At 60.8% G+C, this 25,727-nt stretch carries 22 protein-coding genes; 13 read left to right on the forward strand and 9 right to left on the reverse strand.

From position 1 onward, the window contains the following. Nucleotides 1-4: 4 nt before the first annotated feature. The gene (locus tag EPO61_13265) at nt 5-799 is read right to left on the reverse strand and encodes an isoprenyl transferase (GenBank protein ID TAJ06950.1); all 795 of its coding nucleotides are present in this window, start codon (nt 797-799) and stop codon (nt 5-7) included. A 162-nt stretch (nt 800-961) separates the two neighbouring features. Between EPO61_13265 and tldD the strand changes: the two genes are divergently transcribed. From tldD to EPO61_13290, 5 genes are all read left to right on the forward strand, one after another. Beyond that, complete coding sequence (tldD, locus tag EPO61_13270) at nt 962-2,395, forward strand: metalloprotease TldD (protein TAJ06951.1); 1,434 nt, start codon at nt 962-964, stop codon at nt 2,393-2,395. A 26-nt stretch (nt 2,396-2,421) separates the two neighbouring features. Then, on the forward strand, nt 2,422-3,789 hold the full coding sequence (locus EPO61_13275; GenBank protein TAJ06952.1) for a TldD/PmbA family protein: 1,368 nt from the start codon (nt 2,422-2,424) through the stop codon (nt 3,787-3,789). 109 nt (nt 3,790-3,898) lie between these two features. Next, nucleotides 3,899-4,363 (forward strand): YbhB/YbcL family Raf kinase inhibitor-like protein, encoded by a 465-nt coding sequence (locus EPO61_13280; protein TAJ06953.1) that lies wholly within the window; start codon nt 3,899-3,901, stop codon nt 4,361-4,363. Between the two features lie 64 nt (nt 4,364-4,427). Further along, nucleotides 4,428-4,982, forward strand: a complete 555-nt coding sequence (locus EPO61_13285; GenBank protein TAJ06954.1) for a YbhB/YbcL family Raf kinase inhibitor-like protein — start codon at nt 4,428-4,430, stop codon at nt 4,980-4,982. Between the two features lie 27 nt (nt 4,983-5,009). Further along, entirely contained in the window at nt 5,010-5,492 is a 483-nt protein-coding gene (locus EPO61_13290) for a hypothetical protein (GenBank protein ID TAJ06955.1), read from the forward strand. A gap of 36 nt (nt 5,493-5,528) precedes the next feature. Here the strand turns inward: EPO61_13290 and EPO61_13295 are convergent, their stop codons facing one another. From EPO61_13295 to EPO61_13315, 5 genes are all read right to left on the reverse strand, one after another. Then, nucleotides 5,529-7,040 (reverse strand): hypothetical protein, encoded by a 1,512-nt coding sequence (locus EPO61_13295; GenBank protein ID TAJ06956.1) that lies wholly within the window; start codon nt 7,038-7,040, stop codon nt 5,529-5,531. A 21-nt stretch (nt 7,041-7,061) separates the two neighbouring features. Beyond that, entirely contained in the window at nt 7,062-7,442 is a 381-nt protein-coding gene (locus EPO61_13300; protein ID TAJ06957.1) for a hypothetical protein, read from the reverse strand. Continuing rightward, complete coding sequence (locus tag EPO61_13305; protein ID TAJ06958.1) at nt 7,439-7,798, reverse strand: hypothetical protein; 360 nt, start codon at nt 7,796-7,798, stop codon at nt 7,439-7,441. The genes EPO61_13300 and EPO61_13305 overlap by 4 nt, the downstream gene beginning before the upstream one ends. A gap of 103 nt (nt 7,799-7,901) precedes the next feature. Then, nucleotides 7,902-8,531 (reverse strand): uracil-DNA glycosylase, encoded by a 630-nt coding sequence (locus EPO61_13310; protein TAJ06959.1) that lies wholly within the window; start codon nt 8,529-8,531, stop codon nt 7,902-7,904. 143 nt (nt 8,532-8,674) lie between these two features. After that, nucleotides 8,675-9,871, reverse strand: a complete 1,197-nt coding sequence (locus EPO61_13315) for a PDZ domain-containing protein (GenBank protein TAJ06960.1) — start codon at nt 9,869-9,871, stop codon at nt 8,675-8,677. A gap of 217 nt (nt 9,872-10,088) precedes the next feature. Between EPO61_13315 and EPO61_13320 the strand changes: the two genes are divergently transcribed. The 8 genes from EPO61_13320 to EPO61_13355 all read left to right on the forward strand — a co-directional run bounded on the left by EPO61_13320 (nt 10,089) and on the right by EPO61_13355 (nt 24,023). Then, nucleotides 10,089-10,532, forward strand: a complete 444-nt coding sequence (locus EPO61_13320) for a hypothetical protein (protein ID TAJ06961.1) — start codon at nt 10,089-10,091, stop codon at nt 10,530-10,532. A 51-nt stretch (nt 10,533-10,583) separates the two neighbouring features. Further along, nucleotides 10,584-11,345, forward strand: coding sequence for a tetratricopeptide repeat protein (locus tag EPO61_13325; protein TAJ06962.1), 762 nt, complete (start codon nt 10,584-10,586; stop codon nt 11,343-11,345). 150 nt (nt 11,346-11,495) lie between these two features. Then, a complete protein-coding gene (locus EPO61_13330; GenBank protein ID TAJ06963.1) occupies nt 11,496-12,194 on the forward strand; it encodes a hypothetical protein in 699 nt (232 codons plus the stop codon). A gap of 251 nt (nt 12,195-12,445) precedes the next feature. Then, nucleotides 12,446-12,721 (forward strand): TMEM165/GDT1 family protein, encoded by a 276-nt coding sequence (locus EPO61_13335; GenBank protein TAJ06964.1) that lies wholly within the window; start codon nt 12,446-12,448, stop codon nt 12,719-12,721. Between the two features lie 60 nt (nt 12,722-12,781). Next, nucleotides 12,782-13,453 carry an SOS response-associated peptidase gene (locus tag EPO61_13340; protein TAJ06965.1) on the forward strand — a complete coding sequence of 224 codons (672 nt, stop codon included), beginning with the start codon at nt 12,782-12,784 and terminating at the stop codon, nt 13,451-13,453. Nucleotides 13,454-13,741: 288 nt separating this feature from the next. Continuing rightward, complete coding sequence (locus EPO61_13345) at nt 13,742-15,091, forward strand: hypothetical protein (GenBank protein TAJ06966.1); 1,350 nt, start codon at nt 13,742-13,744, stop codon at nt 15,089-15,091. Nucleotides 15,092-15,111: 20 nt separating this feature from the next. Continuing rightward, nucleotides 15,112-21,798 carry a hypothetical protein gene (locus EPO61_13350; GenBank protein TAJ06967.1) on the forward strand — a complete coding sequence of 2,229 codons (6,687 nt, stop codon included), beginning with the start codon at nt 15,112-15,114 and terminating at the stop codon, nt 21,796-21,798. 26 nt (nt 21,799-21,824) lie between these two features. Further along, nucleotides 21,825-24,023 carry a type I secretion system permease/ATPase gene (locus tag EPO61_13355; protein TAJ06968.1) on the forward strand — a complete coding sequence of 733 codons (2,199 nt, stop codon included), beginning with the start codon at nt 21,825-21,827 and terminating at the stop codon, nt 24,021-24,023. Between the two features lie 85 nt (nt 24,024-24,108). Here EPO61_13355 and EPO61_13360 read toward each other — a convergent pair whose 3' ends face one another. The 3 genes from EPO61_13360 to hpnD form a co-directional block, all read right to left on the reverse strand. Further along, complete coding sequence (locus EPO61_13360; protein ID TAJ06969.1) at nt 24,109-24,462, reverse strand: type II toxin-antitoxin system PemK/MazF family toxin; 354 nt, start codon at nt 24,460-24,462, stop codon at nt 24,109-24,111. Beyond that, nucleotides 24,455-24,691 (reverse strand): CopG family transcriptional regulator, encoded by a 237-nt coding sequence (locus EPO61_13365; protein ID TAJ06970.1) that lies wholly within the window; start codon nt 24,689-24,691, stop codon nt 24,455-24,457. The genes EPO61_13360 and EPO61_13365 overlap by 8 nt, the downstream gene beginning before the upstream one ends. Before the next feature lie 162 nt (nt 24,692-24,853). After that, on the reverse strand, nt 24,854-25,720 hold the full coding sequence (hpnD, locus tag EPO61_13370) for a squalene synthase HpnD (protein ID TAJ06971.1): 867 nt from the start codon (nt 25,718-25,720) through the stop codon (nt 24,854-24,856). Between the last annotated feature and the right edge of the window lie 7 nt (nt 25,721-25,727).

Consider the following 25,727-nt stretch of genomic DNA (forward strand, 5'->3'; position numbering starts at 1 on the left):
CGAATCACCGCCCGCCCTGCGAGACAGCGTCCGGGACCTGGCCGAAGCGCCGTTCGCGTTTCTGGTAGTCCAGGAGAGCCAGCAGCGCCTCGCGCCGGCGGAAGTCAGGCCAGAGCGTGGGGGTGAAGAACATTTCAGTGTAGGCCAACTGCCAGAGCAGGAAATTGCTGATTCTGGTTTCCCCGCTGGTCCGGATCAGCAGGTCTGGGTCCGGCAGCCCGTGCGTGGAAAGATAGCCTTCTAAAAAGGCCTCGTCGATGGATTCCGGCTGAACCGTGCCCGCTTGGACATCTTCCGCCAGGCGCCGGACCGCATCCACGATCTCGGACCGTCCGCCGTAGCTGAGCGCCACGTTGAGCATCAACTTGTCCAAGTGGGCCGTCTCCCGTTCGACACGGCGCACCCAGCTCAACGCTCCGGAGGGCAGCGTATCGACGCGGCCGATGGCCCGGAACCTCGCTCCCTTGCGGATCAACTCGTTCATCTCGGTCTGGAGGTAATTCTCCAACAGCATCATCAGCGCGTTGATCTCGTTCGCCGGCCGCTTCCAGTTTTCCTGCGAAAAGGCATAGATGGTGAGGGCGCTGATGTCCAGATCGCGGCAGAGGGTGATGATCTCGCGCACCGATTTGATGCCCTCGGCATGGCCGGCGATCCGGGGCAGCCCGCGGAGCTCGGCCCAGCGGCCGTTTCCGTCCATGATGATGGCAATGTGCCTGGGCAGCAGTTCCGGGTCCAGCAGGGCGAGGAGTTCGTCCTCAGACAGGTGGTCGCGGCTGGTATCAGGGTCTTTGGTCATGCGAGGCGCGAGGGTCCTTTTTCCACAATAGAACTTCTTAGGCGTTCGGTGTCGTCGGGCGGGTGAGCGTAGTCTACCGGCCAAGGGCCCAAAAGTCAAACGGTTGCGGGGGGAAAAAGCAATCAGCTATACTCACTTGCGGATCACGAAGGAGCACCGATTATGTCATTGACACAGGACGTGGAACTCGCCCAGTTCGGGTTCAGCGAACCGGATATCCACCGGGCGCTGGGGACCATCAAGGTGCGGGACGTGGACTATGCCGACCTCTATTTCGAGTCCCGGGTCTCCGAGTCGGTATCTATGGAGGAGGGGATCGTCAAGCGAGCCGCCAAGAGCGTCTCGCAAGGGGTGGGTGTGCGCGCCACGGCCGGTGAGAAAACAGGGTTTGCCTATTCCGATGAACTGTCCTCAAAAGACTTGGCCTTGGCCGCCGAGACGGCCCGCTATATTGCGAACTCGCCGCAAGGCGCCCAGCCCGTGCCTGTCGCCAGCCGGGCCAAACCTGCCAGGGACCTTTATCCGGCGGACCGGCCGGTGACCGATATTGCCACGGCGGAACGGGTGCATCTGTTGAATCTGATCGATGCCGAGGCCCGGCGCTACGATCCGCGGATCGTCAACGTCATGGCCTCCTTCAACATGGAATATAAGCGGGTGCTCGTGGCCACGACCGACGGGCTGCTCATCGGAGACGTGCAACCGCTGACCCGCTTGCAGGTGACCTGCATCGCGGAAGAGAAGGGCAACCGGCAAATCGGTTCCTTCGGCGGGGGCGGGCGGGTCGGGTTCGCCTACTACCAGGAGAAGAATCGCTACGCCGACTATGCCAGGGAGGCGGCGCGGCAGGCGATTCTCAATCTGAGCGCCGTCGAGGCGCCGGCCGGCGTGATGCCCGTGGTCCTGGCCGGGGGCTGGCCGGGCATCCTGCTGCATGAAGCGATCGGCCACGGACTGGAGGCGGATTTCAACCGCCGCAAGACCTCCGTCTTTTCCAACCTGCTCGGGAAGCGGGTGGCGTCGGACGTGTGCACGATCGTGGACGACGGCACGATCCCCTTCCGGCGCGGCTCGTTGAATATGGACGACGAGGGTACCCCGACCAGCAAAACGGTGCTCATCGAGAAGGGCATTCTGCGCGGCTACATCACGGACCGGCTCAATGCGCGGCTGATGGGGATTCCGCTCACCGGCAATGGGCGGCGCGAAAGTTTTCAAAGCGTGCCGCTGCCCCGGATGACCAACACGTTCATGCTGGCCGGAGAGTCGGAGCCTCAGGACATTCTCCGGTCCGTGAAGAGGGGTCTCTATGCCGTATCGTTCGGAGGCGGGCAGGTGGATATCACGAACGGCAAGTTTGTCTTCTCCGCCAGCGAGGCCTATCTGATCGAAGACGGGCAGGTGACCAAGCCGGTCAAGGGGGCGACACTCATCGGCAGCGGTCCGGATATTCTCACCAAGGTCTCCATGGTCGGGCATGACCTGAAGCTGGACGAAGGTATCGGGACTTGCGGGAAGGACGGGCAATCGGTGCCGGTGGGGGTCGGGCTGCCGACGATCAGAATCGACGAGATCACGGTCGGCGGGACGCAATAAAGAGTTCAGAAGATAAGGAATCAAAGATGTCCGGAGCACTCCAGACGACGCAGGATTTAACGCAGTTGGCCTCGGATCTCCTGGCGCGCGCCAAGAAGCGGGGCGCAACTCAGGCCGATGTCGTGGTGGCGGACGGCGACACCTTCTCCGTGCAGGTGCGGCTGTCGGCGGTGGATCGGCTGACCAAGGCCAGAGAGAAGCGGTTGGGGCTCCGTGTCTTCATCGGCCACCGCTCGGCTACGGCCTCCACTTCCGATTTCTCGACCGAATCATTGGAGCGGCTGGTGGCCGATACCTGTGCTTTGGCGTCAGCGGTGGCGGCGGACGATGTCTCCGGCCTGCCGGATGCATCGGCCATGGCCAAGGAACTGCCCGACTTGGGCCTCTACGACGCCACGACCTTGTCCACCGACATGCAAATCGAACTGGCGCGGCGTGCGGAAGCCTCGGCGCTGGCCATGGATACCCGCATCACGAACTCCGAGGGGGCGGATTTCAATTCCGCTTCGGGCCGGGTGGTTTTGGGGAACAGTCACGGGTTCCTGGGGGACTATCGGAGTTCGACGTTTTCGGTGTCCGTCTCCCCGGTGGCGACCGACGCAGGCTCCGGCGGGATGCAGCGGGACTCCTGGTATGCCGTCCAGCGCAAGTATGCCAAGCTGGACAGTCCCGAGTCGGTCGGGCAGGAAGCGGCCCGGCGGACCATCCGGCGACTCGGCGCGCGGAAGGTGCCGACCACCAAGGGCCCGGTGGTCTTCGATCCGGAGATGGCGGGAAGTCTCCTGGGCCATCTCTGCAGCGCGGCCTCCGGGTATGCCCTGTATAAAGGGACCTCATTTTTGATCGGGCAATTGGGGCAGAAGCTGGCCCCGGACTTCGTGACGGTGTATGACGACGGCCTGATGCCGGGTGGGTTGGGGTCGCGTCCCTTCGACGGCGAGGGGCTGCCGACCAGGAAAACGACGGTGATGGAGCGTGGCCGCTTGGCCAGCTACCTGCTGGACAGTTATTCCGGCCGGAAGCTTGGCCTGGTCTCCACCGGCAACGCGTCCCGCGGGGTCGGGGAGAGCCCTTCTGTGGGGCCCACCAATTTCTACTTGGTCCCTGGTGCGAAGTCTCCGTCAGACATCATTGGATCGGTGAAGAATGGACTTTATGTCACTGAATTGATTGGTTTTGGTGTGAACATGGTGACGGGTGATTATTCGCGGGGGGCGGCCGGGTTCTGGATCGAAAACGGGGAGCTGGCCTATCCGGTGGAAGAGATCACCATCGCCGGCAATCTCAAACGGATGTTTGCCGATATCGAGTTAATCGGAAGCGACCTGGAGTTCCGTGGCCGGATTGCCAGCCCCACCGTCAAGATCGGCGAAATGACGATTGCGGGCAATTGAATAGAGAAGCGTATGGCTGATGGCATATAGCTGATAGCAAGAATCTGAGTCTTCGTTCGTGTCATCGGCCATATGCCATACGCTCTTGGTTTCTCGCGAGGAGGACAACATGCGTATCAGCTCGACGGCGTTCAGCAACCAGGGCGCGATTCCGGCCTTGTATACCTGCGAGGGCAAGGACATTTCGCCGCCGCTGGCGTGGTCGGACCTTCCGGCGGGCACCAAGAGTCTGGCGTTGATTGCCGATGACCCGGACGCTCCGGACCCGGCCGCGCCGAAAATGACCTGGGTGCATTGGGTGCTCTATAACCTGCCGGCTATGCATGGTGGGCTGCCGGAAGGCGTGAGGGCGCTGCCCGCCGGCACGAAGGAAGGCTTGAACGACTGGAAGCGAACCGGCTACGGCGGACCGTGCCCACCGATCGGCCGTCACCGCTACTTCCATAAGCTTTACGCGCTGGACATCGTGCTGCCGGACCTGAACCGGCCGACCAAGGCAAAGCTCGAGGGGGCCATGAAGGGCCACGTCATCGGCGAAGCGCAGTTGATGGGGACGTATCAGAAGAGCAGGTGAAATTCAGCCAAGATCGCCGTGGTGGCGATTGCGGGGAATTCAGACGATAAGGAGGGGGCACGCTATGCGACGTGCATGGAGCTGGGTTCTTCTGGCGATGCTGGCATTGCCTGACGTGAGCGTCGCAGCCGATTTCCGGCTCACTAGCCCCACGATCAAGGATCAAGGCACCATCGGCAATGAGCACGTCTACAACGGTTTCGGATGCAGCGGCCGCAATGTGTCGCCGGAGCTGCAGTGGGAGCGGGCGCCCAAGGAGACCAAAAGTTTTGCCGTGACGGTTTACGATCCTGATGCGCCGACCGGAAGCGGCTGGTGGCACTGGATCATCTTTAACATTCCTCCGAGCGTCACCTCGTTGCCGGCGGGTGCCGGCAAGCGGGACAGTGCGGGCGCGCCTTCGGGCAGCATACAGAGCATGACCGATTTCGGCCAGCCCGGTTACGGCGGTCCTTGCCCTCCAGCAGGCGATAAGCCCCACCGATATGTCTTCACCGTGTACGCGCTGAAGGTGGATCAGCTTCCTTTAACGAAGGAGGCGTCGGGTGCGATGGCCGGTTTCTATCTGAATCAGAATACGTTGGGGAAGGCGTCTTTCACGGCCAAGTACGGCCGGTGAGAGCCTCGGGAGGCTTAGGGGGAGACCATGCCGTTAGACCATGAAGCAGGCAAGCGTATGTTGCAGCTCATCACGTCCCGCTATGACCAGCGGGAGTGGAGGAAAAAAATCGAAAAGACCCTCAGTCTGCCCGTGTCCGGCGTGGGAGATGAGACCCAGCGCGCGATCTTTTTCTATCTCAAGCACGGGCTCAAGGCTTATAAGTCCCGGCGCGCCGATCCGGACTCCTGGATCGTGGGCGGCTTTGCCACCAAGGAAGTCATCGAGCGGGCCAAGTTCAATCCCGCGGCGGTAGGTCCGTCGCTGACCAAAGAGGACGTCGGCTTCCTGGGGCAGGACCCGGGCCAGGACGTGGACCAGGTCTGGTGGGACGACATGCTGGTGACCTGGTTCGAGGAGCCGGAGGAGGAAGGGCAGAGCGGTCAAGAGGGCGGCGAAGAGGCTGCGGATTCCTCGGCCGAAGAAACGGCGCCCGCTGTCGAAGCCGGCAAGAAAAAAGGCGACGCCTGATGGCGTCGCCCCGATCGATCCTCTGGCTGCGACCGCTCAGGGTTGCAGCTTGATCACGTTGGTTTTCGAGCGATCTCCGATCAGATCCGTGCCGGGCAGCAGTTGCGGCGACTGCTCGGTGTGCATGCGCCGCGCCACTGTTTCGACCTGCTCCTTGACGTACTCGTAGAGTTCTTCCACGTTGACGGCCTTGTCCTTGTTCGCGTCCGCCTGTCCCTGCAGCCCTTTCAAGAAAAAGTAAGTGAAGAGCCCGTGTCGTTTTTCCGGGTAGGCGGAGCTGATCTGATTGCCGGCCGCGGCGGAGAGCACGACCAGATTCTGAGTGGCCATGAGCGGGTCTTCGACCGTAATCAGCATCGGCCTGGCGCCTTTGGCGATGACCGACCGGCCGCCCGCGCCGGAAAAACAGGAGTCCATGACCACGGTTACATTGTGGGCCGGCAGCTTGCCCAGCGTGTCATACAGGCGTTTCAACGGATAGGCGGTCGTCTCCAGATAGGCCGGGTCGCCGTCGTAGGGAACCAGGAAGGCCTGGTTCGTGTTGGGGTCCGGCGCCCCATGTCCGCCGTAGTAAATGAAGACCTCGGCGTCCTTGTTTTGTCCCACCTGTTTGGGCAGCCACTTTTCAAAGCGGGCTTCGAGCTGGCTGCGGGTCACCCGGTCGTTCAATAGCGTGACGATGTTCGATTCCCGGTACCCCAGCGACTTGATGAGGTACTGTTTGACCATCTCCGCGTCCCGCTTGGCATAGTCCACCTTCGGCAGGTCGCGATAGTCCTCGATGCCAACCACCACGGCATAGGCATGGTCCTTATAAGGCACCTTGGTCTGCGGCGGGGCCAGATCGGCGTCGATCTTGGCCAGCTCGGCGCCGCCGAAGACTTCGGAGGATTCGGCCACGGCCCCCTTGGCCGGCGACTTGAGACTTGCCAGGTACTCGGTTTGCACGTATTCGACCATGGGGGGGAGAATGCCGGCGGCGACCGGCGGCATCGCCACGTAGCGGGTGATGATATCCAGCGATTCCGGTTTCTTGAAGCCGGACCCGTCCTTGATCACGTGCGCCTTGTCCGTTTTTTTCCAGACCAACGCGCCGTTGTGGACGTTATAGAGCTTGGCCTGGACCGTCATGCGGACTTCGTACCGGGACCCGAAGATGGAGGGCACGTCCGCGCTGTATTCCTTCACCTCGCCGATGAGCAGCAGATCGGCGTTCTGTGTCCGGGCCGCGGAGAGGATTTTCTCCGCGTCGTTGGTTTTGTCCGTCAATTTGAGGACCGCGACCTCCTTGAAGACCTGCGTTCGTGCCAAATTGTTTTTGAGCGCCTCCTGCAAGCTCTGATCCATATTTTCGCCGACGATCGCGCCTTCGAAGACGACCTTCGTCGTGTCGATCGGGCCGATCGCCAGCACGGCGGGCACCTCCTGCTCCTTGACCGGAAAGGTGAGCGTTGGCGGGGAAATATCCGGCACGCAGGCCGCGGCGGCGAAGGTGATCAGCAGCAGCCACGGGAGCCGGCGCGGCCGCAACGAACGTCGGGGATCCATACCTACCTCCCTGACCCTCCGTTAGCGGGCGAACTTCACGACTTTGCCGCGAACTTCGATGCACGATTGGGTAAAGACGAGCGCGGTGAAAAAAGAGGAGCGGGACGAGACTTCGATCAGCGCATCCCCGCCCTTTTCCTTCACCATGTCGTCGATGAGTTCGGCCAGCGGCTTGGGATGTTTGACGGGCACGACCAGAATCATCGCGCCGCAGGAGGAGGCGGTTTCGATTCCCCCCAGGGCCACATATTTTCCCGGGACGGGAATCGTCGAAGGAGCGATCGCGCCGGGCGAGGTGCAGGCCGCCGGCACCAGCAGCGCCAGACCTAAGCCGACGGCGCGCACCAGGCGATTCCGCAGGAGCCCCCCGCCGTGCTGCGCTCTGGTGACGCGCTCATTCATTTGGTGTTCTTGACCGCGATGCCTTTGACGATCGTGCAGTCCCGTCCGAAAAGGGGGAGGGGGAACGCCCACAAGCGCTCTTCCGCCGTCACGCCGATCAGAGCATCCGCGCCTTTCTCTTTGACCAAGCGATCGATGATTTCATCGATCGGATCCTTGCCGCCCAGGGGGATGACGAACACCCAGGACGCGCAGTCGGTTTCTTCCACCGGGCCAAGCACCGTGTAGGTTGGGGTAACGGGGGAGGAGGAACTGGCAATGCCGGCCGGGTGCCGGGCGACGCAGGAACAGAAGGCCAGGCCGCACAGGAAGAGGCCGCCGATGCGGCAAACCGTTGAGAACCGCGGAAGCTCCATGGCACCCTCTCGCGACCAGCGGGGGGACAGTAGCAAAACGGCTTAGTTGTGTCAATACGGACTTGGCCCGTTCTGGCTCGGCATGCAGGCCGAAGAAAGAGGCTCAGAACAGGTTCATTTGGGCCGGAGGGCCTGGGGGCGTCGAGGCGGCCGGCGTAGCGGGGGCAGGAGGGGGAGGGGCATCCAGCTGATCCAGATAGGCCTTGAGCTTCTTGAAATCTTCCTCCAGCGATCCGCGCAAATTACCCTGATGCAGCGCGGCGGCTGGGTGCAGAAGCGGGAACAGGGTGAAGTGTTCGAGGCGGATGGCCTGCCCGCGCATTTTCATGATGCTGACGGGCCGATTCAGCAACGTCTGGGCCGCCCACTTCCCCAGCGTGCAGACCAGTTTGGGTTTGATCAGTTCGATTTGCTGGAGCAGGAACGGCTTGCAGGTGTCCACCTCGTCCGGCTCCGGGTCCCGGTTGTCGGGCGGCCGGCATTTCACCACGTTGGCAATATAGATATCGGGCCGGGACAGGCCGATGGACTTGAGCAGGTCGTTCAGCAGCTTGCCTGCGGCCCCGACGAAGGGCTCGCCCTGCTTGTCCTCGTAAAAGCCAGGCCCTTCTCCCACGAACATGATGGCGGCCTGGGGGTTGCCGACGCCGAAGACCACCTGAGTGCGTCCCAGCTTGGCCAGCTTGCACCGTTGGCAATTATGGAGCGAGTCCTTGAGTTCGACCAGTGTCATAGTGGGTTGGAACGTTGCCGGCCTGTGTCTGAAACCGGCCGCATCTTAGGGGGCCGGGACGGCGATGTCAACGAGGAAGCGAACGGGAGAGAAAGGCGCCGCAAGATCGGCAAGGGGCAAGCAAGGAGCAAGGGCCAGAGGCTTCAGAAAATCGTCTCGGGTCCTGCCAGCCGGAGGGGAAGGCCGCGCCAGTCCAGCGGACGAAACTCGACCTTTTCCGGGCCGCGCGCCGGCGCAGTGGGGTCCGGTTGGGAGGGCCGTTCCTCCAGTGTGGCGGTCACGGTGCGGTAGGTGCCGTCCCGCAGAATCTTCATCGAAATGGTCTGGCCGACCTTGAGGCTGCGGAACACGGTCGCATACTGTTCCGGCGTGCGCAGGTCCTGCCCGTTGACGGCGAGCAGAATGTCGCCTCCCAGCACCAGGGGGTCCCCTTTCACCACGATGGGCAGATCCCCGGCGCGCAACCCCACTTTCTCGGCCGGGCTGCCCTTGGCGACTCCGGCGATCAAGACCCCCTTGGCAAGGGGCAGGGCGAACAGGTCGATGATGTCGTCGGAGAGGAGCTTGCCGGTAATGCCCAGCCAGGGACGGACCACCCGGCCGCGGGCTTGCAATTCGCCCACCACGCCTTTCACCAGACTGATCGGGATCGCAAAGCCGATGTTCTGCGCGCCGGCCAGGATCGTCGTGTTGATCCCGATCACGCGGCCCTCTTGATCCACCAGGGGGCCGCCGCTGTTGCCGGGGTTGATCGGGGCGCTGGTCTGGATCACCGGGTCGTGAATCAGGGTGGCGCTCTCGGGGCCGGCGCCCATCCCGCTGATAATGCCGGTGGTCAGGGCATAGCCGAGCCCGAAGGGATGGCCGATGGCCAGGACCTTCTGCCCGATCTCCAGATGGTCGGAGTCGCCCAAGATGGCCGCAGCCCGGTGCTCCTTAGGCAGGACGACCCGAAGCAGCGCCAGGTCCGTCGCCGCATCGCTGCCGACGACTTCGGCAGGCAAGCGCGTGCCGCCATAGAGATGCACCAGAATGCGGCTCGCGCCCTCCACCACGTGCGCGTTCGTCAGGATCAGGCCTTGCTCGCTCCAGACCAACCCGGCGCCGATGGACGAGCCGGGCGGCCCGGCCGCAGGATTCGCGCTGGCAAACGCGGCGGTAATGAACACGGTGGTCGGCGCCACCTTCTTATAGATGCGGATCGTATTGTCTTGGTCGGTCTCGCGCGGCGACGCGGCGGCCTGCCCCACCGAAGGAGCCCAGAGCATACAGGCCAGCGACATCGACAGGCCCAAACTCAACAGGAGCCGTTGGAACCCGTTCGTGGCGGTTGGTGTCATGAGCGAGAACGTCCTTGTGCAAACGACTGCTGCGTTGGTTCCGTCTTATCGTCCGAATCGGGCCGGGACTTGAATGGCCCATGCAGCCGGACGGGCAGACAGCCGGCGCTCGACATCTCAGGCCCGGTGCCCGTTCGTCGACGAACTTGAGCGGGCGTCCCGGCATGCCGATCATTTGAATTGGCAAGCCTCGCATTTGGCGCTACAATTTCCACCCGTGGTTCTCACGCGTGGTGCGCATCCCGGGCGACTGCGCCCGATCGGACGACTGGAGGCGATCGTGGGTCCCGAGTTGATGCTGGTGGCGGCGGTCTACTTCTGTTCGGAGAGTAATACTTTCCTCGATCATTTTGAAGAAGGCTGCTCCCCCTTGTCGGCGGAAGATTCCAAGGGCGGGTTTGGAGCGGTCGAGCCCTCCTCGGCCCGTAAGTCGAGGGCGGCATCACGCCAAGGCATGGCATCGGTCGCAGAACCGGCTCGGCCGGAACAAGATATCGTCCTGCAACAGCGAGAGGCGCAGCGGCAACGCTGCCTGGACTATGCCGAATGGATCGCGTTGGGCAAGCAGGTGCATGGAAAAGCGGGCGTGACGAGGCAAGAAATCGAGCGGCACGAGGAACTCAGCCGGAGCTTCGCGAGAGTGCCGGCTCCCAAGTGCTGACCCCGGCGGCCTCGATGAATGCGATAGGCGGGAGAACGAGCCGACGTGCGTATGAGTGACCAGTCTTCCGGCATCGCCAGCGGCCTGCTCGCGGTCGCATGCCTGCTGATCGGTACGGTCTCACCGGTTCCGGCCCAGCAAGCCTCCCCAATCTCCCAAGGCTCTGATGACATCATGGATCTCACCAAAGCGATGATCGGGCTTCAGCAAGCCGGCAAACATGCAGAGGCCCTACCTCTGGCGGAGCGCGCCGCAGCCCTGTCGGAGCAGAGCCTGGGTCCCGATCATCAGACCGTGGCCGTCTACCTTGATCAATTGGCCTGGCTCCATCATCTGGTGGGCAATCGGGCCAAGGCTGAGCCTCTGTTCAAGCGGGCCCTGGCGATTCAAAGCCAAATCAAGAACGGCGAGCATGTCGCGGCGGCCGCCACCAGCTACAAGCTCGCTTTGCTCTATCGGGCCATGGGGAGGGATCGGGAGGCGGAGAAGCTCATGAGGCAAGCGGCGGCCGTCCGGGTCAAGACCTTGGGGCCCAAGCACTCAGGCGTGGCGACGGTCGTCGGCTCGCTGGCGGTGCTCTACCAGGACCAAGGCCGATATCAGAAGGCCGAGCCGCTCTTTGTCCAGGCCCTGGCCATTGAAGAAAACCAGCAAGGCGTCCTCCATCCAGCCCTCAAGGCGACGCTCGAACGATACGCCAAGCTGCTGCGGGATACGAACCGCCCCGAGCAAGCCACCCAAGTTGAAACCCGCGCCAAGGCCATCAGCGGAACATCCCCTTCGGAAGCCTCCAAGGAGTTGTCCTCTCGGTAGCCATCGCCTCTGGACGAGAGCGATGTCCTGGTTCGCCGACTCTTGATCGGCGAGCTTGCTACATTCATGGGACGCTGCTACCCTTTGGCACCTGTTTGCGAACATTTCGTATGCATACGGTTATATCTGAGGGCGAGAGCAGGAGGGTGCATGACACTTCGGACGTTGCCGCTCCCTTTCAAAATCCTGGCGACGTGTGTGCTCCTGACCATCGGCGTGGGATATTTGTTTGCCCTCGTCTATCTCTACCTCATGGATCTCGAGCCTCATGCCAAGCATGGCGTCGGCTTGGTTCAATCGGTCATCGTCAAATATTACGGCGATCGGGCAGGAAGCGCCTTGGAGGCTGCGCTCGAAGGGAGCATGGGCCGGCAGGTGACGCCGATTGAAAAGCAGCAGATCATCCAATGGCTCAGACACGGTGCGCTCGAAGCGGAGTTCGTCAACGTTCAGCCGATCCTCAAACAGTCCTGTGCGCGCTGCCATCGTTCGGAATCCGGCTCGTCAATTCCGCCGCTCACGACTTATGCCGAAGTCTCCGCCTATGCGACCATGGACGTGGGGCAATCCATCAAAAGTCTCGCCCGCGTTTCCCATATTCATCTCTTCGGGGTGAGTTTCCTGTTCGCGCTTACCAGCCTCGTATTTGCCTTCAGCGAGACGTCACGGGTCTTTCGGTCGGTATTGATCGCCATGCCCTTTCTGGCAATCTGGCTCGATATCGGCTCCTGGTGGATTACGAAATTTGATCCGGTGTTCGCCTATACCGTGATTGGTGGAGGGGTGTTAATGGGACTTTCGCTCGCGGGACAGATCAGCATCGCGCTCTATGAGATGTGGGTCAAATAGAGACGGCGGAGACGTCTGTCTAAATGATTACGGCCGGCGGTTCCAGAGGCCATCGAGCTGCGTCAGTCGGCAGATGGGACTTTGTCGAGATCGGTTTGATTGAGGGGGCGGGAGTTTTTGCTGCCATGGCGAACGATTTTGCGGGGAGGATGCTGAGGGTAGGCCGTGTCGCACCTTTATGGTACGTGTGAACCTCGTCGCAATGCTGCCCTCATGCTCCCGGACCTCTTGAACTGGAAGGAGCCCTCTTGATGATGACGGTGTGGCCTATTTTCGTGACCGTGTTTCTGGCCGAACTCGGGGATAAAACCCAACTCGCCACGCTCTTGTTCGCGGCGGATCAGCACGTCAGCAAGGTCGGCGTGTTTGCTGCCTCGTCCGCGGCGCTCGTGCTGTCCAGTCTGATCGCCGTCCTGGTGGGCTCGCAACTCTCGCTCTACGTTTCGCCGCGTGTGCTGAAGCTCGTGGCTGGGGCGGGATTCGTCGCCATCGGCATCTGGGTCTTGCTCGATGCCCGCGCCAGCTAACGCGGCTCGTAGTCTTTCCTTCTATGATTCCTGGCACTGACTCCTAGTCACTGGATAACCATGTGCGGGCGCTTTTCTCAAACATCATCCCCGGAAGTCGTCGCTGAGCAGTTCGGATTTGTCGGCGTGCCGCTTTTCCTCACGCCCCGCTACAACATCGCCCCGTCTCAACCGGTGGCGGTTGTCCGTACCCACCATGAATCCGGCATGCGGGAGTGCGTGCTCCTTCGGTGGGGGCTCATTCCTTCGTGGGCCAAGGACCAAGCCATCGGCTACAAGATGATCAACGCCAGGGCCGAGACTGCTTCAGAGAAGCCGGCCTTTCGCGGGCCGTTTCGAAGCAGGCGATGCCTTATCCTGGCCGACGGATTCTATGAGTGGCAGCGGGAGGGGAGGCGGAAGCAGCCGTTCTATATCCGACTCAAAGATCGTCGCCCCTTCGCCTTCGCCGGGCTTTGGGACAAGTGGGAGCCGCAAGGAGGGGAAGCGGTCGAATCCTGCACCATCCTAACGACAGGTCCCAATGACGTCTTGAAGCCGATTCACGAGCGGATGCCGGTCATCGTGGCTCCCCAGGCCTATAGCCTCTGGCTCGATCCGACCGTCCAACAGGTGGAAGCCATCCGGCCGATCCTTCAGCCCTATTCAGCAGACCGGATGGAAGTCTACCCCGTCAGCCTCCTCGTCAATAATTCCCGACACAACGCTCCGACCTGTCTGGAGCCGGCTTAACCCACAGTAGAACGAGGCCGGCGTCGCTTCTTACTTAGCCCGATGCCGGCGGCGAGGGACATAGACTGCTTGTTGCTACCACATGAAGTAACCTCAGCCTGCCACATGTCTCTCGTCATCTAGCCGCTTCTTTTTCAAGCAGCTCTCATGCTTTGAGCTTATACCAACTATCTTTCCTGAGTGATTTTCGTTGTGCAAAAGAGGATTTGTACGGATTGACAGAGGTAGGAGTGGAGGGTAAGTAGGGTGCCGAAAATGTCCTCGAAGGAGCGAGAAAAGGATGGCGGCATGAATAGGAAGTTAGTTGCCTTGTTCTTGTTGCTTGTGCTGAGCGGGGCCGCAATGGCAACAGCGTCAGAAACGCAGCCATCGGCCCAGCCGACGCAAGGGCCGCCAGAAGACCCGCTGTTCCCGCAGGACATCAGCGCGTGGACATATACGCCGGAGTTTGCGGAGCGATTTAAGCGGATCAAATTGAAAGAATCGGGCCCGGTCGGGGCTTACGCGGTGAATTTTCAGGTGCAACAGATCGAGGAACTGGATCGGTGCGTCTTCAATATCTTTCTGGATAATACATTGTCCATTGATTATCCCGAAGGGCCGGTTGGATTTCTCTCTTTCACTTACCCAATGTCCTGGGCCTTTTTAAAGCTCTCGCCAACCGATCGGCAAGCAGTCGATGCGGCGTATCACGCGGAGTATCGAGAGCCGCGAGCTTTCCTTGCTCATGGTGGAGATGAGGAACCGTTAACTTATTTTCAGAACCGGGCCAATTTGTACCAGGGTGTAGCGGTGGTGACGCTCACGTTCCGATGCGATCAGGTTGTGCACTGGAATGGTCCCCTACGACTGTGGCTCAGAACCACAAGCAATTCGTTTCACGAAGTCGGTTTACCTGACCACTTCCTGAACTGGATGCAGGCCACGCTCCTTAAATGGCGACGATCGGAGGCCAAGCTTGATCCAGAAGATTTGCCCGACCGTAATGTGTGGTCCTATACGTCAGAGTTTGGGGTACGGTTTGGATTGCCTCCTCTCAATGAACCGAGTCCGACTGGCGCTCAGGCTATAGCGTGGCGGGTGGAGCAATACAATCGGGAAGAACAATCCTGCTTTCTCGACGTATATCTTGACGAGACCATACCTCTTGTTTGGCCTGAGGCTGAGTATGGCTTTTCGGGTTCTCGCCCGCAGCTAGGGTATTTCCTTGGCCTCAAAGACAGGGCAGATGTAATTGGATGGTTTGAGCCGTATGCGGCCTATCGAAATGCAGAATGGTTTGTGGTTCGGAAGATTCCCGAAAAAGAGCAACCTATGGTTCCGCGTAAGGAACACATAGGGGGAAACTTATTTCGTGTCATTGGAGGCGGGTTTCGATTTGAGCAGCATCGTAAACATGCTTTCCCAGGGCTCTCGTACATCGCCATTCCTGTCGGTTGTATGGCACCGCCTACCGGCAAGCCTGGACCAGTGGGTCTTGCTTTGATGAAGACGGATGGTGCCAAGCACGAAGTGATTCTTCCGTCTCCTTTTCTGGAGCGCGTCCTTCAGAGGTGGCGAGTTCAAGTTGAACTGCCGTTGAAGTGTAAAACTCCTAAATTGTACCCGCACGAGCATTGTGAAAATCGTCAGAACTGATCAGAGCCAGGGAGGCCATCATGCCAAAGCTTGAAGATTTTGTGAATCTTGGCTCTGCTGTTTATGGAGCTCCACCGCCAGCTGAAGTGACATTGCCGTCAACTGAACCGGGGGTTAACGAAACGTGGACCTTTCTCTTCGACTCAGGGCCAAGCGACCAGCCTGGATATTACGGTGCGGTATACTTTAACGACCGGACGAAAGAGGTTGTCCTCGTTAACCGTGGGACAAACGATCTGGCTGACCTTGTCACTGATATGCAGATGGTACTCGATAAGGTACCTGATCAACTTGTTCGCGCCCAGCTGTTCTATGCCGATGTGAGAGATGCGGCGGTAGAAAGACAAGCAACCCTCTCGATTACAGGACATTCCCTCGGTGGTTCTCTCACTCAACTCTTGATTGCAACTCATGCTGGAGAAACCTTTAATGGCATCCCTGTTTATGGCCAAACATTCAACGCCTTTGGGGTGAAAGGGCTATTGAATGATCTGAATCTTCCAGAAGCCGATTATGCCATTACAAACTGGGTGACTCCCACGGATGTCGTGGGTCATCTGGCGGAACACATCGGCTCGACTGCTTCTTTGGCCAGCCTTCCGTTTTCCTTCACTTACCTCGCCGGTCCTCCGGGTGCCCTATCCTTTCTCTATGAGAGTCACAAGATTGATGAGGTTCGGGACACCTTCATCGCGGATAACCGCCACCCGCTCTTGGCCGAGACACGCGAGTTTCTGGTCAATACCTATGCGACGCAGCTAGGTTTTGCAGCTACGGTCGATGGCGATGTGATTGTGGGCGGAAACAATCGTATCAATGTTGGGAACGAACTGAACGGAAGTACCCAGAACGATCTGCTCTTCGGCGGTCTGCCCGATGACCGCATTCATGGCGGCGAGGGGCGAGATATTATTTATGCCGGAGGCGGCAATGATCTTCTCGACGGGGGTACGGGAGCTGACATCCTCCTGGGTGAAGACGGCAACGACACGTACGTTGTCGATGACGTTGATGACCGGGTAATCGAAGCAGCACTTGGCGGGACTGACACTGTGACCAGTTCGGTCAACTATACCCTCAGCCGCAATGTCGAACAGTTGGTTTTGCAGGGAGCGGATGCAATCAACGGCACCGGCAATGAACTGGATAATGTGCTGATCGGCAACAACGCAGGCAATGTGCTCGACGGCGCGTTCGGAGCCGATTCGATGGCGGGCGGAGATGGTGGCGACATCTATGTCGTCGATAATTTGGGCGATGTCGTGAATGAGGCTTTGGGCGAAGGTGCTGATACCGTCAACAGCTCCGTCACCTACTCGCTCGCCGCCAACGTCGAAAACCTCACCCTGACCGGCGCCGAGGCGATCGACGGGACCGGCAACGAACTCGACAACATTCTCACCGGCAACAACATGGCGAACACCCTAACGGGCGGTGGAGGCAATGATTTGTTACGCGGCGGCGAGGGCGTCGATCGCTACGTCTATAATCCAGGAGACGGGGCCGATATCATCGAGGATGCCGACGGTCAGGGCCTCATTCTCTATGACGGGCATCTTCTTCTCGGTGGCTTTCGACCCTCGGGCAGCACCGGGGCCTATACGAGTCCCGATGGCCGCTTCGCCTACGTCCAACGCGGCAACGATGTCATCGTCAACGACACCCTGACGATCCGCAATGCCGTCACGGGGCAGATGGGATTGCAATTCGTCGAGCTCCCGACGCCGCCGGTCCCCGGTGCGCCGACCCGTGCCACGTTTGTCCAAGAAACTGCGCCCGGCTCCGGCCTGTACGAACCGGTGTTTACCGAGGCGGTCAACACCTATGGCCCCGGCAGCAACGTGACGCCCACGTATTCGGACACCGACAACCATTTCATCCATGCGCTGGGCGGCGCCGATACGGTGATCACGGGAAGCGGGAGCGACCAGATCTTCGGCGATGCCGGGGATGATACCCTGGCCGGCGGAAGCGGCACGGACCTTGTCGATGGGGGCGACGGCAACGATGTGCTGCAAGGTGGGGCGGGAGAGGATTATGTCCTGGGCGGCTTCGGTAACGATAACCTGAACGGCGACGAACCATCGGCGGACAACCTCGGCACGAATAACGACTGGCTGGATGGGGGCGACGGCAACGACGAACTGCATGGTGCCGCCGGGGCCGATGTGCTCTATGGCGGTACGGGCGATGATCTCTTGATCGGGGATACCACGCCATTTCAAGGGGGGACTCCCGAGGCCGGCGACCGGGACCTGCTCTTCGGCGGGGAGGGAAATGACACGTTGTACGGCCTCTATGGGGACGATGTGCTGGACGGTGGAGCCGGCGCGGATGTGTTGGCCGGACAGGATGGGGCCGACATTCTCACCGGAGGAGACGGGAACGACGGGCTCTCCGGGGATTTGCGGGTACAGTCGAATGGCCTGCTGGATACGCGGGAATATCGCGGGGCGGGCGGGAACGACGTGTTGGACGGCGGGCTGGGTCATGATTACTTACAAGGCGGGGAGGGGAACGATGTGCTGGTCGGGGGCGAGGGCGATGACACCCTGTTTGGCGAGTATAACCCCAATGCCCTCCCAAGCCTTGATCCCTTGACGCCCACGCTGGCTGCTCTCAGCGGGGACGACTATCTGACGGGCGGGGCTGGCAACGACCAGTTGTTCGGCAACGGCGGGAACGATTTATTGTATGGCGACGAGGGCAACGACCTTCTCGACGGCGGAGCCGGCAACGACGTTCTCGACGCCGGTACGGGCGACAACATCCTCCGGGGAGGCGCCGGAGATGACATCCTGCAAGGGCACGAAGGCAACGACTATCTGGAGGCCGGCGAGGGTTCTGACGTGCTTCACGGTGGGGATGGCGACGATATTTTGGTGGGAGGGAACGAGTACTTCGAAACCGGCGATTCGTTTCTGGACGGCGGGCGAGGCAACGACTACTACATCATCGACCGGCCGGGCGATATCGTGTTCGAATTGGCCGATCATGGCACCGATACGGTGGAAAGCTTTATCAGCTATGCCCTGCCGGATGATGTCGAAAACTTGACGCTGTTTCGCAGCGGCGACCTGCATGGGATTGGCAATGCACATGACAACATCCTGCAAGGCGGCACTTGGCTGGAGGGCGGCGACGGCGATGACACGTTGATCGGCAGCGCACTGATGCACAGTGTTCGCCTAGACGGAGGGGCAGGGAACGACATTCTCCACGGCGAGGCCGCTACCCTCGTGAACGACAACACCTATGTCTTTGGGCGTGGATACGGTCAGGATACGGTCATTGAGTACAACTCGGGCGCAGATTTCGATAGAAGTCAGATTGATGCAGTCGAGATGAGAGCGGATGTGAGCCCGACCGATGTCGCCTGGCATCGCGACAACAACGATCTCGTGCTCGCCATCCAGGGCACTTCCGATCAGCTCAGGCTCACGTCCTATTTTGATTTAGCGTTCAACACCGGCAACTACCTCTTGAGCGACGCTTATATCCCTCCGCAGGGGGCCATCAATCTCGACGACCGCAATCCCTATTACTTTGCCGCATCCCGGATCGAAGAGATCCGCTTCTCCGATGGAACAACCTGGGGAGCGGAAACATTCGGGGCTCCGACACTCGGAGCCTATCCCGGCGATACCTATCACTTCGACCGAGGTGACGGACAACGGAGGATTATCGACTTCGATGTGACCGGCAATCGGCACGGCGACACGGCGGACACGGTTCGTTTGGGAGGAGGCATCACCGCGGACGACATCTTCGTGTCCCGCCGAAACGGGAATGACTTGGTGTTGTCCCTCAACGGCACAACGGACGAGCTCACCATCCAAAGCCACTTCAGCACGGTCTTTGCCCGCGAACGGTTCAGCTTTGGAGGGGCCTATGTCACCGCGTATCAAGTTGAGCAAGTTCAGTTTGCCGATGGCGCAACCTGGAACGCGGCCGAGCTCGCTGCACGCGTGACATCCATTTCCGGCACGGACGAGACCGATACGATTTTCGCCAACGCCAACGACAATGACATCGACGGATTGGCAGGAGACGACGTCATCTACGGCCAGGAGGGCAACGATACCCTCGATGGCGGCATAGGCAACGACACACTGTTCGGCAATGAAGGCAGCGACACCTATCGTTTTGGCCGAGGAAGCGGACAGGACACCGTGATCGACTGGAACGTAACCGGCACGGACCTGGACACCATCACGATGGCGCCGGATGTGTTGGTCGAAGATGTTCGTGTCATCGCGGATCAGAATGGCAGTCTGGTGTTGTCTATTAATGGCACAGCCGACCAACTCACCCTGAGCGATTTTCTCTACGACCCCTACAGTCAAAATAAACAGGTGCTCTTCGAGGACGGCACCATATGGGATGCCGACGCGCTTTTGAGCCGCGCCGAAGGGCCAACTATTGTCGGCACCGAATATTCCGACTACCTTGTCGGCACTGACCTGAACGATACCATCATAGGGCTGGAGGGCGACGACTTTATCGACGGGGGTGGGGGCGCGGATGTTCTCTACGGCGGCCTCGACAATGACGAAATGCTCGGCGGTGACGGAGACGATACGCTCTATGGAGAAGCAGGCGACGATACCTTGAGCGGTGGATCAGGCAGTGACGGCGGAGGTGGGGCGGGGTTTGCGGCGTCGTTTGCCGAGGGGTTTTGTGAAGCCGACTGCGGCGAAGGCGGCGGCAGCAGCGGAACAACGGGGGACGACATTCTCATTGGCGGCGCCGGCAACGACACCTATCTGTTCAACCTTGGCGACGGGGTGGACACGATCGTGGATGCGGCGGGAGCCGGCGAGGGCAATCGGATTCGATTCGGAGAAGGGATTGCCCAGTCCGATCTGACGTTCGCGCAGGATCAGAATGCCCGTACCTTGACGATCACCGTCGGCGTGGACGGCGATGCGCTGCGGCTGGTCAATTTCGATCCGACGCGGGCCAACGGGTCGCTGGTGGTGGAGACCTTGGAGTTTGCGGATGGCACGGAGGCGGCGCTGAGCAGTTTTCTCACGCAGCAGCCGACGATCGTGGGCACGGCCGGCGACGATACCCTCATTGGCACGTCGGACCAGGACATCGTTGATGCCTCGGACGGCAACGATGTGGTGCTCGCGGGGGACGGCAACGATACGATTGACGGTGGAGCCGGCAATGATGTCCTGCGTGGGGATGCTGGCAACGACATGTTAGCCGGCGGGGCGGGCAACGACAATCTGGGGGGTGGCTCCGGCGATGATACCCTCGGTGGCGACGCGGGCGACGACGTGCTGTATGGTGAGGCCGGGGCAGACCGCTTGGCCGGGGGCGACGGCAACGATACGCTGTATGCGGATGCGGACGATACGATCATCGACGGTGGGGCAGGGGTGGACTTGTTGTTTGTGCAAGGGGCCGCGGGTGTAATGTTGGACGTGGGTCAAGCGCAGATCGAGGTGGCGTTCGGCGGGGCGGGTAATGACATCTTCACCACAAGTGGGACGGATACGATGGTGCTGCGCGGGAACGGTGGGAACGATATTCTGACCGGTGGGGCCGGGAACGACAATATCGAGGGCGGCACAGACGAGGATGCTCTTGTGGGCGGGGCGGGCGACGATGTGTTGCGGGGGGATGCCGGGGCAGACAGTCTATCAGGCGGTGATGACAACGACACGCTGTATGCGGATGCGGACGATACGATCATCGACGGTGGGGCAGGGGTGGACCTGCTGTTCGTACAGGATATGCGAGGTGCGACGCTGGATGTGGGGCAGGCGCAAATCGAGGTGGCCTTTGGCGGCTCGGGAGACGACTGGTTCTTCACCAGTGGGAGCGGGGCGGTCGTGTTGCGTGGGGAGGCGGGAAACGACACGTTAACCGGCGGGGCCGGCAATGACAATATTGCCGGGGGGATCGGCGACGATGGGCTCGTCGGGGGCGCCGGAAACGACGTGCTGTATGGTGAGGCCGGGGCAGACCGCTTGGCCGGGGGCGACGGGAACGACATACTGTATGTGGATGCGGCGGATCTCGCGGTGGACGGTGGGGCGGGGACGGACACGGTCTTTGTCCAAGGGAATGACGGGGTGACGTTGGACGTGGGGCAAGCGCAGGTCGAAGTGGCGTTCGGTGGGGCAGGGGACGACACGTTCACCACCAGCGGGAGCGGGGCGGTCGTGTTGCGCGGGGAGACGGGAAACGACACGTTAACCGGTGGGGTCGAGAACGACAATATCGAGGGCGGGACAGGCGACGACGTGCTTGCTGGGGGTGCCGGGGATGATGTGCTGTATGGCGGCGAGGGTAATGACACGTATCGCTTTAACGTTGGTGACGGCCAGGACACCATTGTTGAGAATGACGCTCCCACCGGTAACATGGACGAAGTCCTCTTCGGCTCCGGCATCGATCCCTTGCATATGATTCTCAAGCAACAGGCCGGTAACCTGGAGTTGGCCGTGGCCGGCACCAACGATCGGCTGACGGTCCAAGATTGGTTCAGATATCCGGAGAATCAGGTGGAACGGTTCACGGCCGGCGACGGAAGCCGGCTGCTGAATACGAATGTGAATCAGTTGATCCAGTCCATGGCCACGTATAGTGCCAACAGTGGTATGAGCTGGGCGGACGCGATCCAGCAACGGCCGGATGAGGTGCAGGCTGTCGTGGCGGCTTATTGGGAGCCGGCCGGCGCGCATTCGTGAGCGCATAAGCGAAGGAGTTTGTGCTCATGGGTGCGACTGCGGTTCATCTGGCGGCCGGCGCGCCTGCCGGCTCGTCCGTCCCGCCTGTCAATAGCAAGCCTCAATTTCTTGATACGGGACTGCTATCCCTTCTGATCGTTGCCCGGTTTCATGGGCTCCCGGCCGATCCCGAGCAGGTGCGACACCAGTTTGGGACAGCCGGACAGCCCTTAGGCGAAGTCAATCTACTGCTCGCCGCCAGGAGTCTTGGCTTGAAGGCCAGCGCAAGGCCAAGCCAGTGGGCGCGCTTGGCCGTCATGCCGCTCCCGGCGCTGGCGCCACTGCGTGACGGTCGCTACGTCGTACTCGCCAAGGCCCAGGCCGATGCCGTTCTGATTCAAGACCCATCTCAGGCCAAGCCAATCGTCCTGTCTCGCGATGCCTTTGCACATTTGTGGACCGGCCGGTTGATCTTGCTCGCCACGCGAGGTTGGCTCGGACAGGATGCTCGGTCCTTCGACTTTACTTGGTTTATCCCTGCCCTCGTGAAGTACCGGGTGCTTCTGGGCGAGGTCTTGTTGGCCTCATTCTTTCTCCAGCTGTTTGCCCTGGTAGCTCCGCTCTTCTCGCAGGTCATCATCGACAAGGTCCTGGTTCACAATGGGATGACGACGCTCTACGTGATGGCCGTCGGCATGGTTGCGTTGGCGATCTTCGACGCGGTCTTGGGCGGGCTCCGGACCTACCTGTTTTCCCACACCACGAACCGCATCGACGTCGGCCTCGGCGCCAAACTGTTCGGGCATATCATGGCGCTTCCCCTGGCCTACTTCGAAACCCGCCGAGTCGGGGATACGGTGGCGCGGGTACGCGAGTTGGAGACGGTCCGGCAATTTCTCACGAGCAATGCCGTGACGGTGGTGCTCGATCTCTTCTTCGGGATCGTCTTCGTGGTCGTGATGCTGTTCTACAGCCCCACGCTCACGGCGATCGCGCTCGCCGCTCTTCCGCTTTACGCGGTTATTTCGCTCGCCGTGACGCCGATCATCCGCCGCCGACTGAACGAGAAATTCAATCGCGGGGCTGAAAACCAGGCCTTTCTGGTGGAGGCGGTGACCGGCATCCAGACGGTCAAGGCCCTTGCCATCGAGCCGACGATGCGACGCGCCTGGGAGGAGCAGTTGGCAGCCTATGTGCAGGCAAGCTTCCGGGCGACCAACTTAATCAACACCGCCGGTCAAGCCGCGAAGTGCATTCAGAAGCTGACGACGATCGCTGTGCTGTGGATGGGGGCACAGTTGGTCATCAAAGGAGAGCTGAGCATCGGGCAGTTGGTGGCGTTCAACATGTTGTCGGGCCAGGTGAGCGCGCCGTTGTTGCGCATCCTTAACCTCTGGCAGGAGTTCCAGCAAGTGGGGATTTCGATCCAGCGTCTCGGCGATCTCTTGAACGCCCCGGCGGAGCCCAGCTACGGTCAGTCCCGGACGACCTTGACACAGGTCAAAGGCTTGGTCGTCTTTGATGCAGTTCATTTTCGGTATCGGCCGGACGGGAGAGACATCCTCAAGAATATCTCGTTCTACGTGAAGCCTGGCAGCGTGATCGGGATCGTGGGGCGGTCCGGGTCGGGCAAGAGTACGGTGACCAAGCTGATCCAGCGCCTGTATGTTCCTGCGTCGGGCCGGGTCCTCATCGACGGCCTGGACTTGGCCCAAGTGGACCCGACGTGGCTTCGTCGCCAGGTCGGGGTCGTGCTGCAGGAGAACTTCCTGTTTAATAAGACTGCGCGGGACAACATCGCCATGGCCCGGCCAGGCGCGAGTATGGACGAGGTCGTCGAAGCAGCCAAGTTAGCCGGGGCGCATGAATTCATTCTGGAATTGCCGGAGGGATACGACACGATGGTGGGGGAGCGGGGCTGTTCCCTGTCCGGCGGCCAGCGCCAGCGAATTGCTATCGCCAGGGCTTTGGTGCCCAACCCGCGCATTTTGATTTTAGACGAAGCGACCAGCGCCCTCGATTATGAGTCCGAGTCCATCATTCAGCAGAACCTCGCCAAGATCTGCAAGGGCCGTACGGTCTTTATCATTGCTCACCGTTTGAGCACGGTTCGGCCGGCCCACGTCATTTTCGTCATTGAGAAGGGTGAGATTGTCGAACAGGGGGTGCACGACGAGTTGCTGAAACGGAACGGCTACTACGCGCGCCTTCACCGGCATCAGCAGAGTGGCGTGGTGGTGGCCTAACAGGGCAGGGAAGCTTTCTCGTGGCGCGCCCAATGCGCGCGGAAGGTATCTATGTGTTTGTGTAGGAAGCGGGGAGGAACGAGGGTTAAAGCACTTCATCGAGATCCAGAATGTCTCGGATGGCATTGTTGATGCGGGTCATTATCTGGGGGGACAGCCGAACCAGCGGTCCATTGGACAGGCGGCGGTTGTCGATAGCCCGGAGTTGATCGATCAGGAGGTCGGAAGAGCGGCGCAAGCGGCCGGACGGAGCGAGGCGAATGCGCAATGGCTCGGCATCGTCAACGAGATTGGTGGTCAAAGGGACGATGAGCGTTGAAGGGTGTTCCGCGTCAATGAGTGCTTGGGCTTGGACAATCAGCACGGGGCGCATTTTGCCCGGCTCGGTGCCGTGCCGTGGGTCGAGATTGGCCAGCCATACCTCGCCCCGATTAGGCATCGGGGGCATGTTCGATCGCGGCGAAGTCGGCGTTCACGCGTAAGCTTTCTTTGCGAACTTTTTGGGAAGCTTCGGCCAGTCGTTCCGCCCTCAGTCGCGCGCGCGTGGCCTGATTCATGCGCTCGATGGCGCGACGGATGTAAGCCGCCCGCGACAGGTGGAGGCTGTCGGCACAATGTCGGCTTGTTGCCAGCAGTTTGTCCGGCAATTTTAGCGAGATAGCACCCATGACAGATATACTCCGAAGATACTCCTTTAAGATATGCAAGCAGGATAGCGCAAGAATATTGGTATTTGCAAGAGATTGGCTCTCTGGATTCATGTATTGAACGACATGAGAGCGATTGAGCGGAACCACTTTAGGTGTGGCGAAAATCTTCCCGATGGATGTTTAGGCTGTTTGTAGTTTGCTCCGCAGCCAGATGCCAGCGGCGAGGGCGAGGCGGTGGGCCGGGGCGACGGTGATGCGGGGGCCGAAGACCTGGTAGTCGCCGGCGATGATCCGGTCCAGGATGCGGCTGTAGACGCCGCGCATGATTTCCGCCGGCGTGAGTGCCCGCCGGTCGTCGGCCGGCATCTGCCGGATCGCCTGGCTGGCCTTGTCGTAATAGCTTTGGGCTCGTTCGGTTTGAAACCGCATCAGCTCCCGGAACGCCGGCGAATAGCTCTTCCCCAGCATCTCCTCCTCCCGATAGCCGAAGCGGGCCAGCTCGTCCTGCGGCAGGTAGATGCGGCCCCGGTCCGCGTCTGTGCCCAGGTCGCGGAGGATGTTGGTGAGCTGAAAGGCCATGCCGAGGTCGATCGCATAGTCGCGCGCGAGCGGCGAGCGCGTGCCGAAGACGTGCAGGCAGATGAGTCCCACCACGGAAGCCGCCCGGTAGCAGTAGCGCGAGAGGTCGTCGAAGGTCTTGTACCGCAGAGTGGTCAGGTCCATCTCCATGCCGGCGATGAGTTCGTCGAAGTATTCTTTCGGAATCGCCAGGGTCTTGGCCTGTTGGGCCAGGCTGATCGTCACCGGATGGGTGGGGGTGCCCCGATAGGCGGCGGCCAGTTCTTCCCGCCACCGGGCGATGGCTTGCTGCGGGTCGGTCCCGGCCGGCGCCTCGTCCACCGCATTGTCCACTTCCCGGCAGAAGGCATAGACCGTGTACATGGCCTCGCGCCGCGCCTGGGGGAGGAAGAAGAACGAGTAATAGAAATTGCTCCCGCTCTGTTTCGTGAGGGCCGTGCAATAGGCTTGGGCTTCGACGGGCGTCATGGGGAAT

Source organism: Nitrospirota bacterium (genome assembly GCA_004296885.1).
In the GTDB taxonomy this organism is placed as follows: domain Bacteria; phylum Nitrospirota; class Nitrospiria; order Nitrospirales; family Nitrospiraceae; genus SYGV01.

Coding starts and splice junctions, on each gene's coding strand:
- EPO61_13305 (TAJ06958.1), bottom strand. CDS start 7,798: ATGGAGCTTCCGCGGTTCTCAACGGTTTGCCGCATCGGCGGCCTCTTC.
- EPO61_13325 (TAJ06962.1), top strand. CDS start 10,584: ATGAGTGACCAGTCTTCCGGCATCGCCAGCGGCCTGCTCGCGGTCGCA.
- EPO61_13290 (TAJ06955.1), top strand. CDS start 5,010: ATGCCGTTAGACCATGAAGCAGGCAAGCGTATGTTGCAGCTCATCACG.
- EPO61_13310 (TAJ06959.1), bottom strand. CDS start 8,531: ATGACACTGGTCGAACTCAAGGACTCGCTCCATAATTGCCAACGGTGC.
- EPO61_13355 (TAJ06968.1), top strand. CDS start 21,825: ATGGGTGCGACTGCGGTTCATCTGGCGGCCGGCGCGCCTGCCGGCTCG.
- EPO61_13285 (TAJ06954.1), top strand. CDS start 4,428: ATGCGACGTGCATGGAGCTGGGTTCTTCTGGCGATGCTGGCATTGCCT.
- EPO61_13335 (TAJ06964.1), top strand. CDS start 12,446: ATGATGACGGTGTGGCCTATTTTCGTGACCGTGTTTCTGGCCGAACTC.
- EPO61_13365 (TAJ06970.1), bottom strand. CDS start 24,691: ATGGGTGCTATCTCGCTAAAATTGCCGGACAAACTGCTGGCAACAAGC.
- EPO61_13345 (TAJ06966.1), top strand. CDS start 13,742: ATGAATAGGAAGTTAGTTGCCTTGTTCTTGTTGCTTGTGCTGAGCGGG.
- EPO61_13295 (TAJ06956.1), bottom strand. CDS start 7,040: ATGGATCCCCGACGTTCGTTGCGGCCGCGCCGGCTCCCGTGGCTGCTG.
- EPO61_13300 (TAJ06957.1), bottom strand. CDS start 7,442: ATGAATGAGCGCGTCACCAGAGCGCAGCACGGCGGGGGGCTCCTGCGG.
- EPO61_13350 (TAJ06967.1), top strand. CDS start 15,112: ATGCCAAAGCTTGAAGATTTTGTGAATCTTGGCTCTGCTGTTTATGGA.
- EPO61_13360 (TAJ06969.1), bottom strand. CDS start 24,462: ATGCCTAATCGGGGCGAGGTATGGCTGGCCAATCTCGACCCACGGCAC.
- EPO61_13265 (TAJ06950.1), bottom strand. CDS start 799: ATGACCAAAGACCCTGATACCAGCCGCGACCACCTGTCTGAGGACGAA.
- tldD (TAJ06951.1), top strand. CDS start 962: ATGTCATTGACACAGGACGTGGAACTCGCCCAGTTCGGGTTCAGCGAA.
- EPO61_13280 (TAJ06953.1), top strand. CDS start 3,899: ATGCGTATCAGCTCGACGGCGTTCAGCAACCAGGGCGCGATTCCGGCC.
- EPO61_13315 (TAJ06960.1), bottom strand. CDS start 9,871: ATGACACCAACCGCCACGAACGGGTTCCAACGGCTCCTGTTGAGTTTG.
- hpnD (TAJ06971.1), bottom strand. CDS start 25,720: ATGACGCCCGTCGAAGCCCAAGCCTATTGCACGGCCCTCACGAAACAG.
- EPO61_13330 (TAJ06963.1), top strand. CDS start 11,496: ATGACACTTCGGACGTTGCCGCTCCCTTTCAAAATCCTGGCGACGTGT.
- EPO61_13275 (TAJ06952.1), top strand. CDS start 2,422: ATGTCCGGAGCACTCCAGACGACGCAGGATTTAACGCAGTTGGCCTCG.
- EPO61_13340 (TAJ06965.1), top strand. CDS start 12,782: ATGTGCGGGCGCTTTTCTCAAACATCATCCCCGGAAGTCGTCGCTGAG.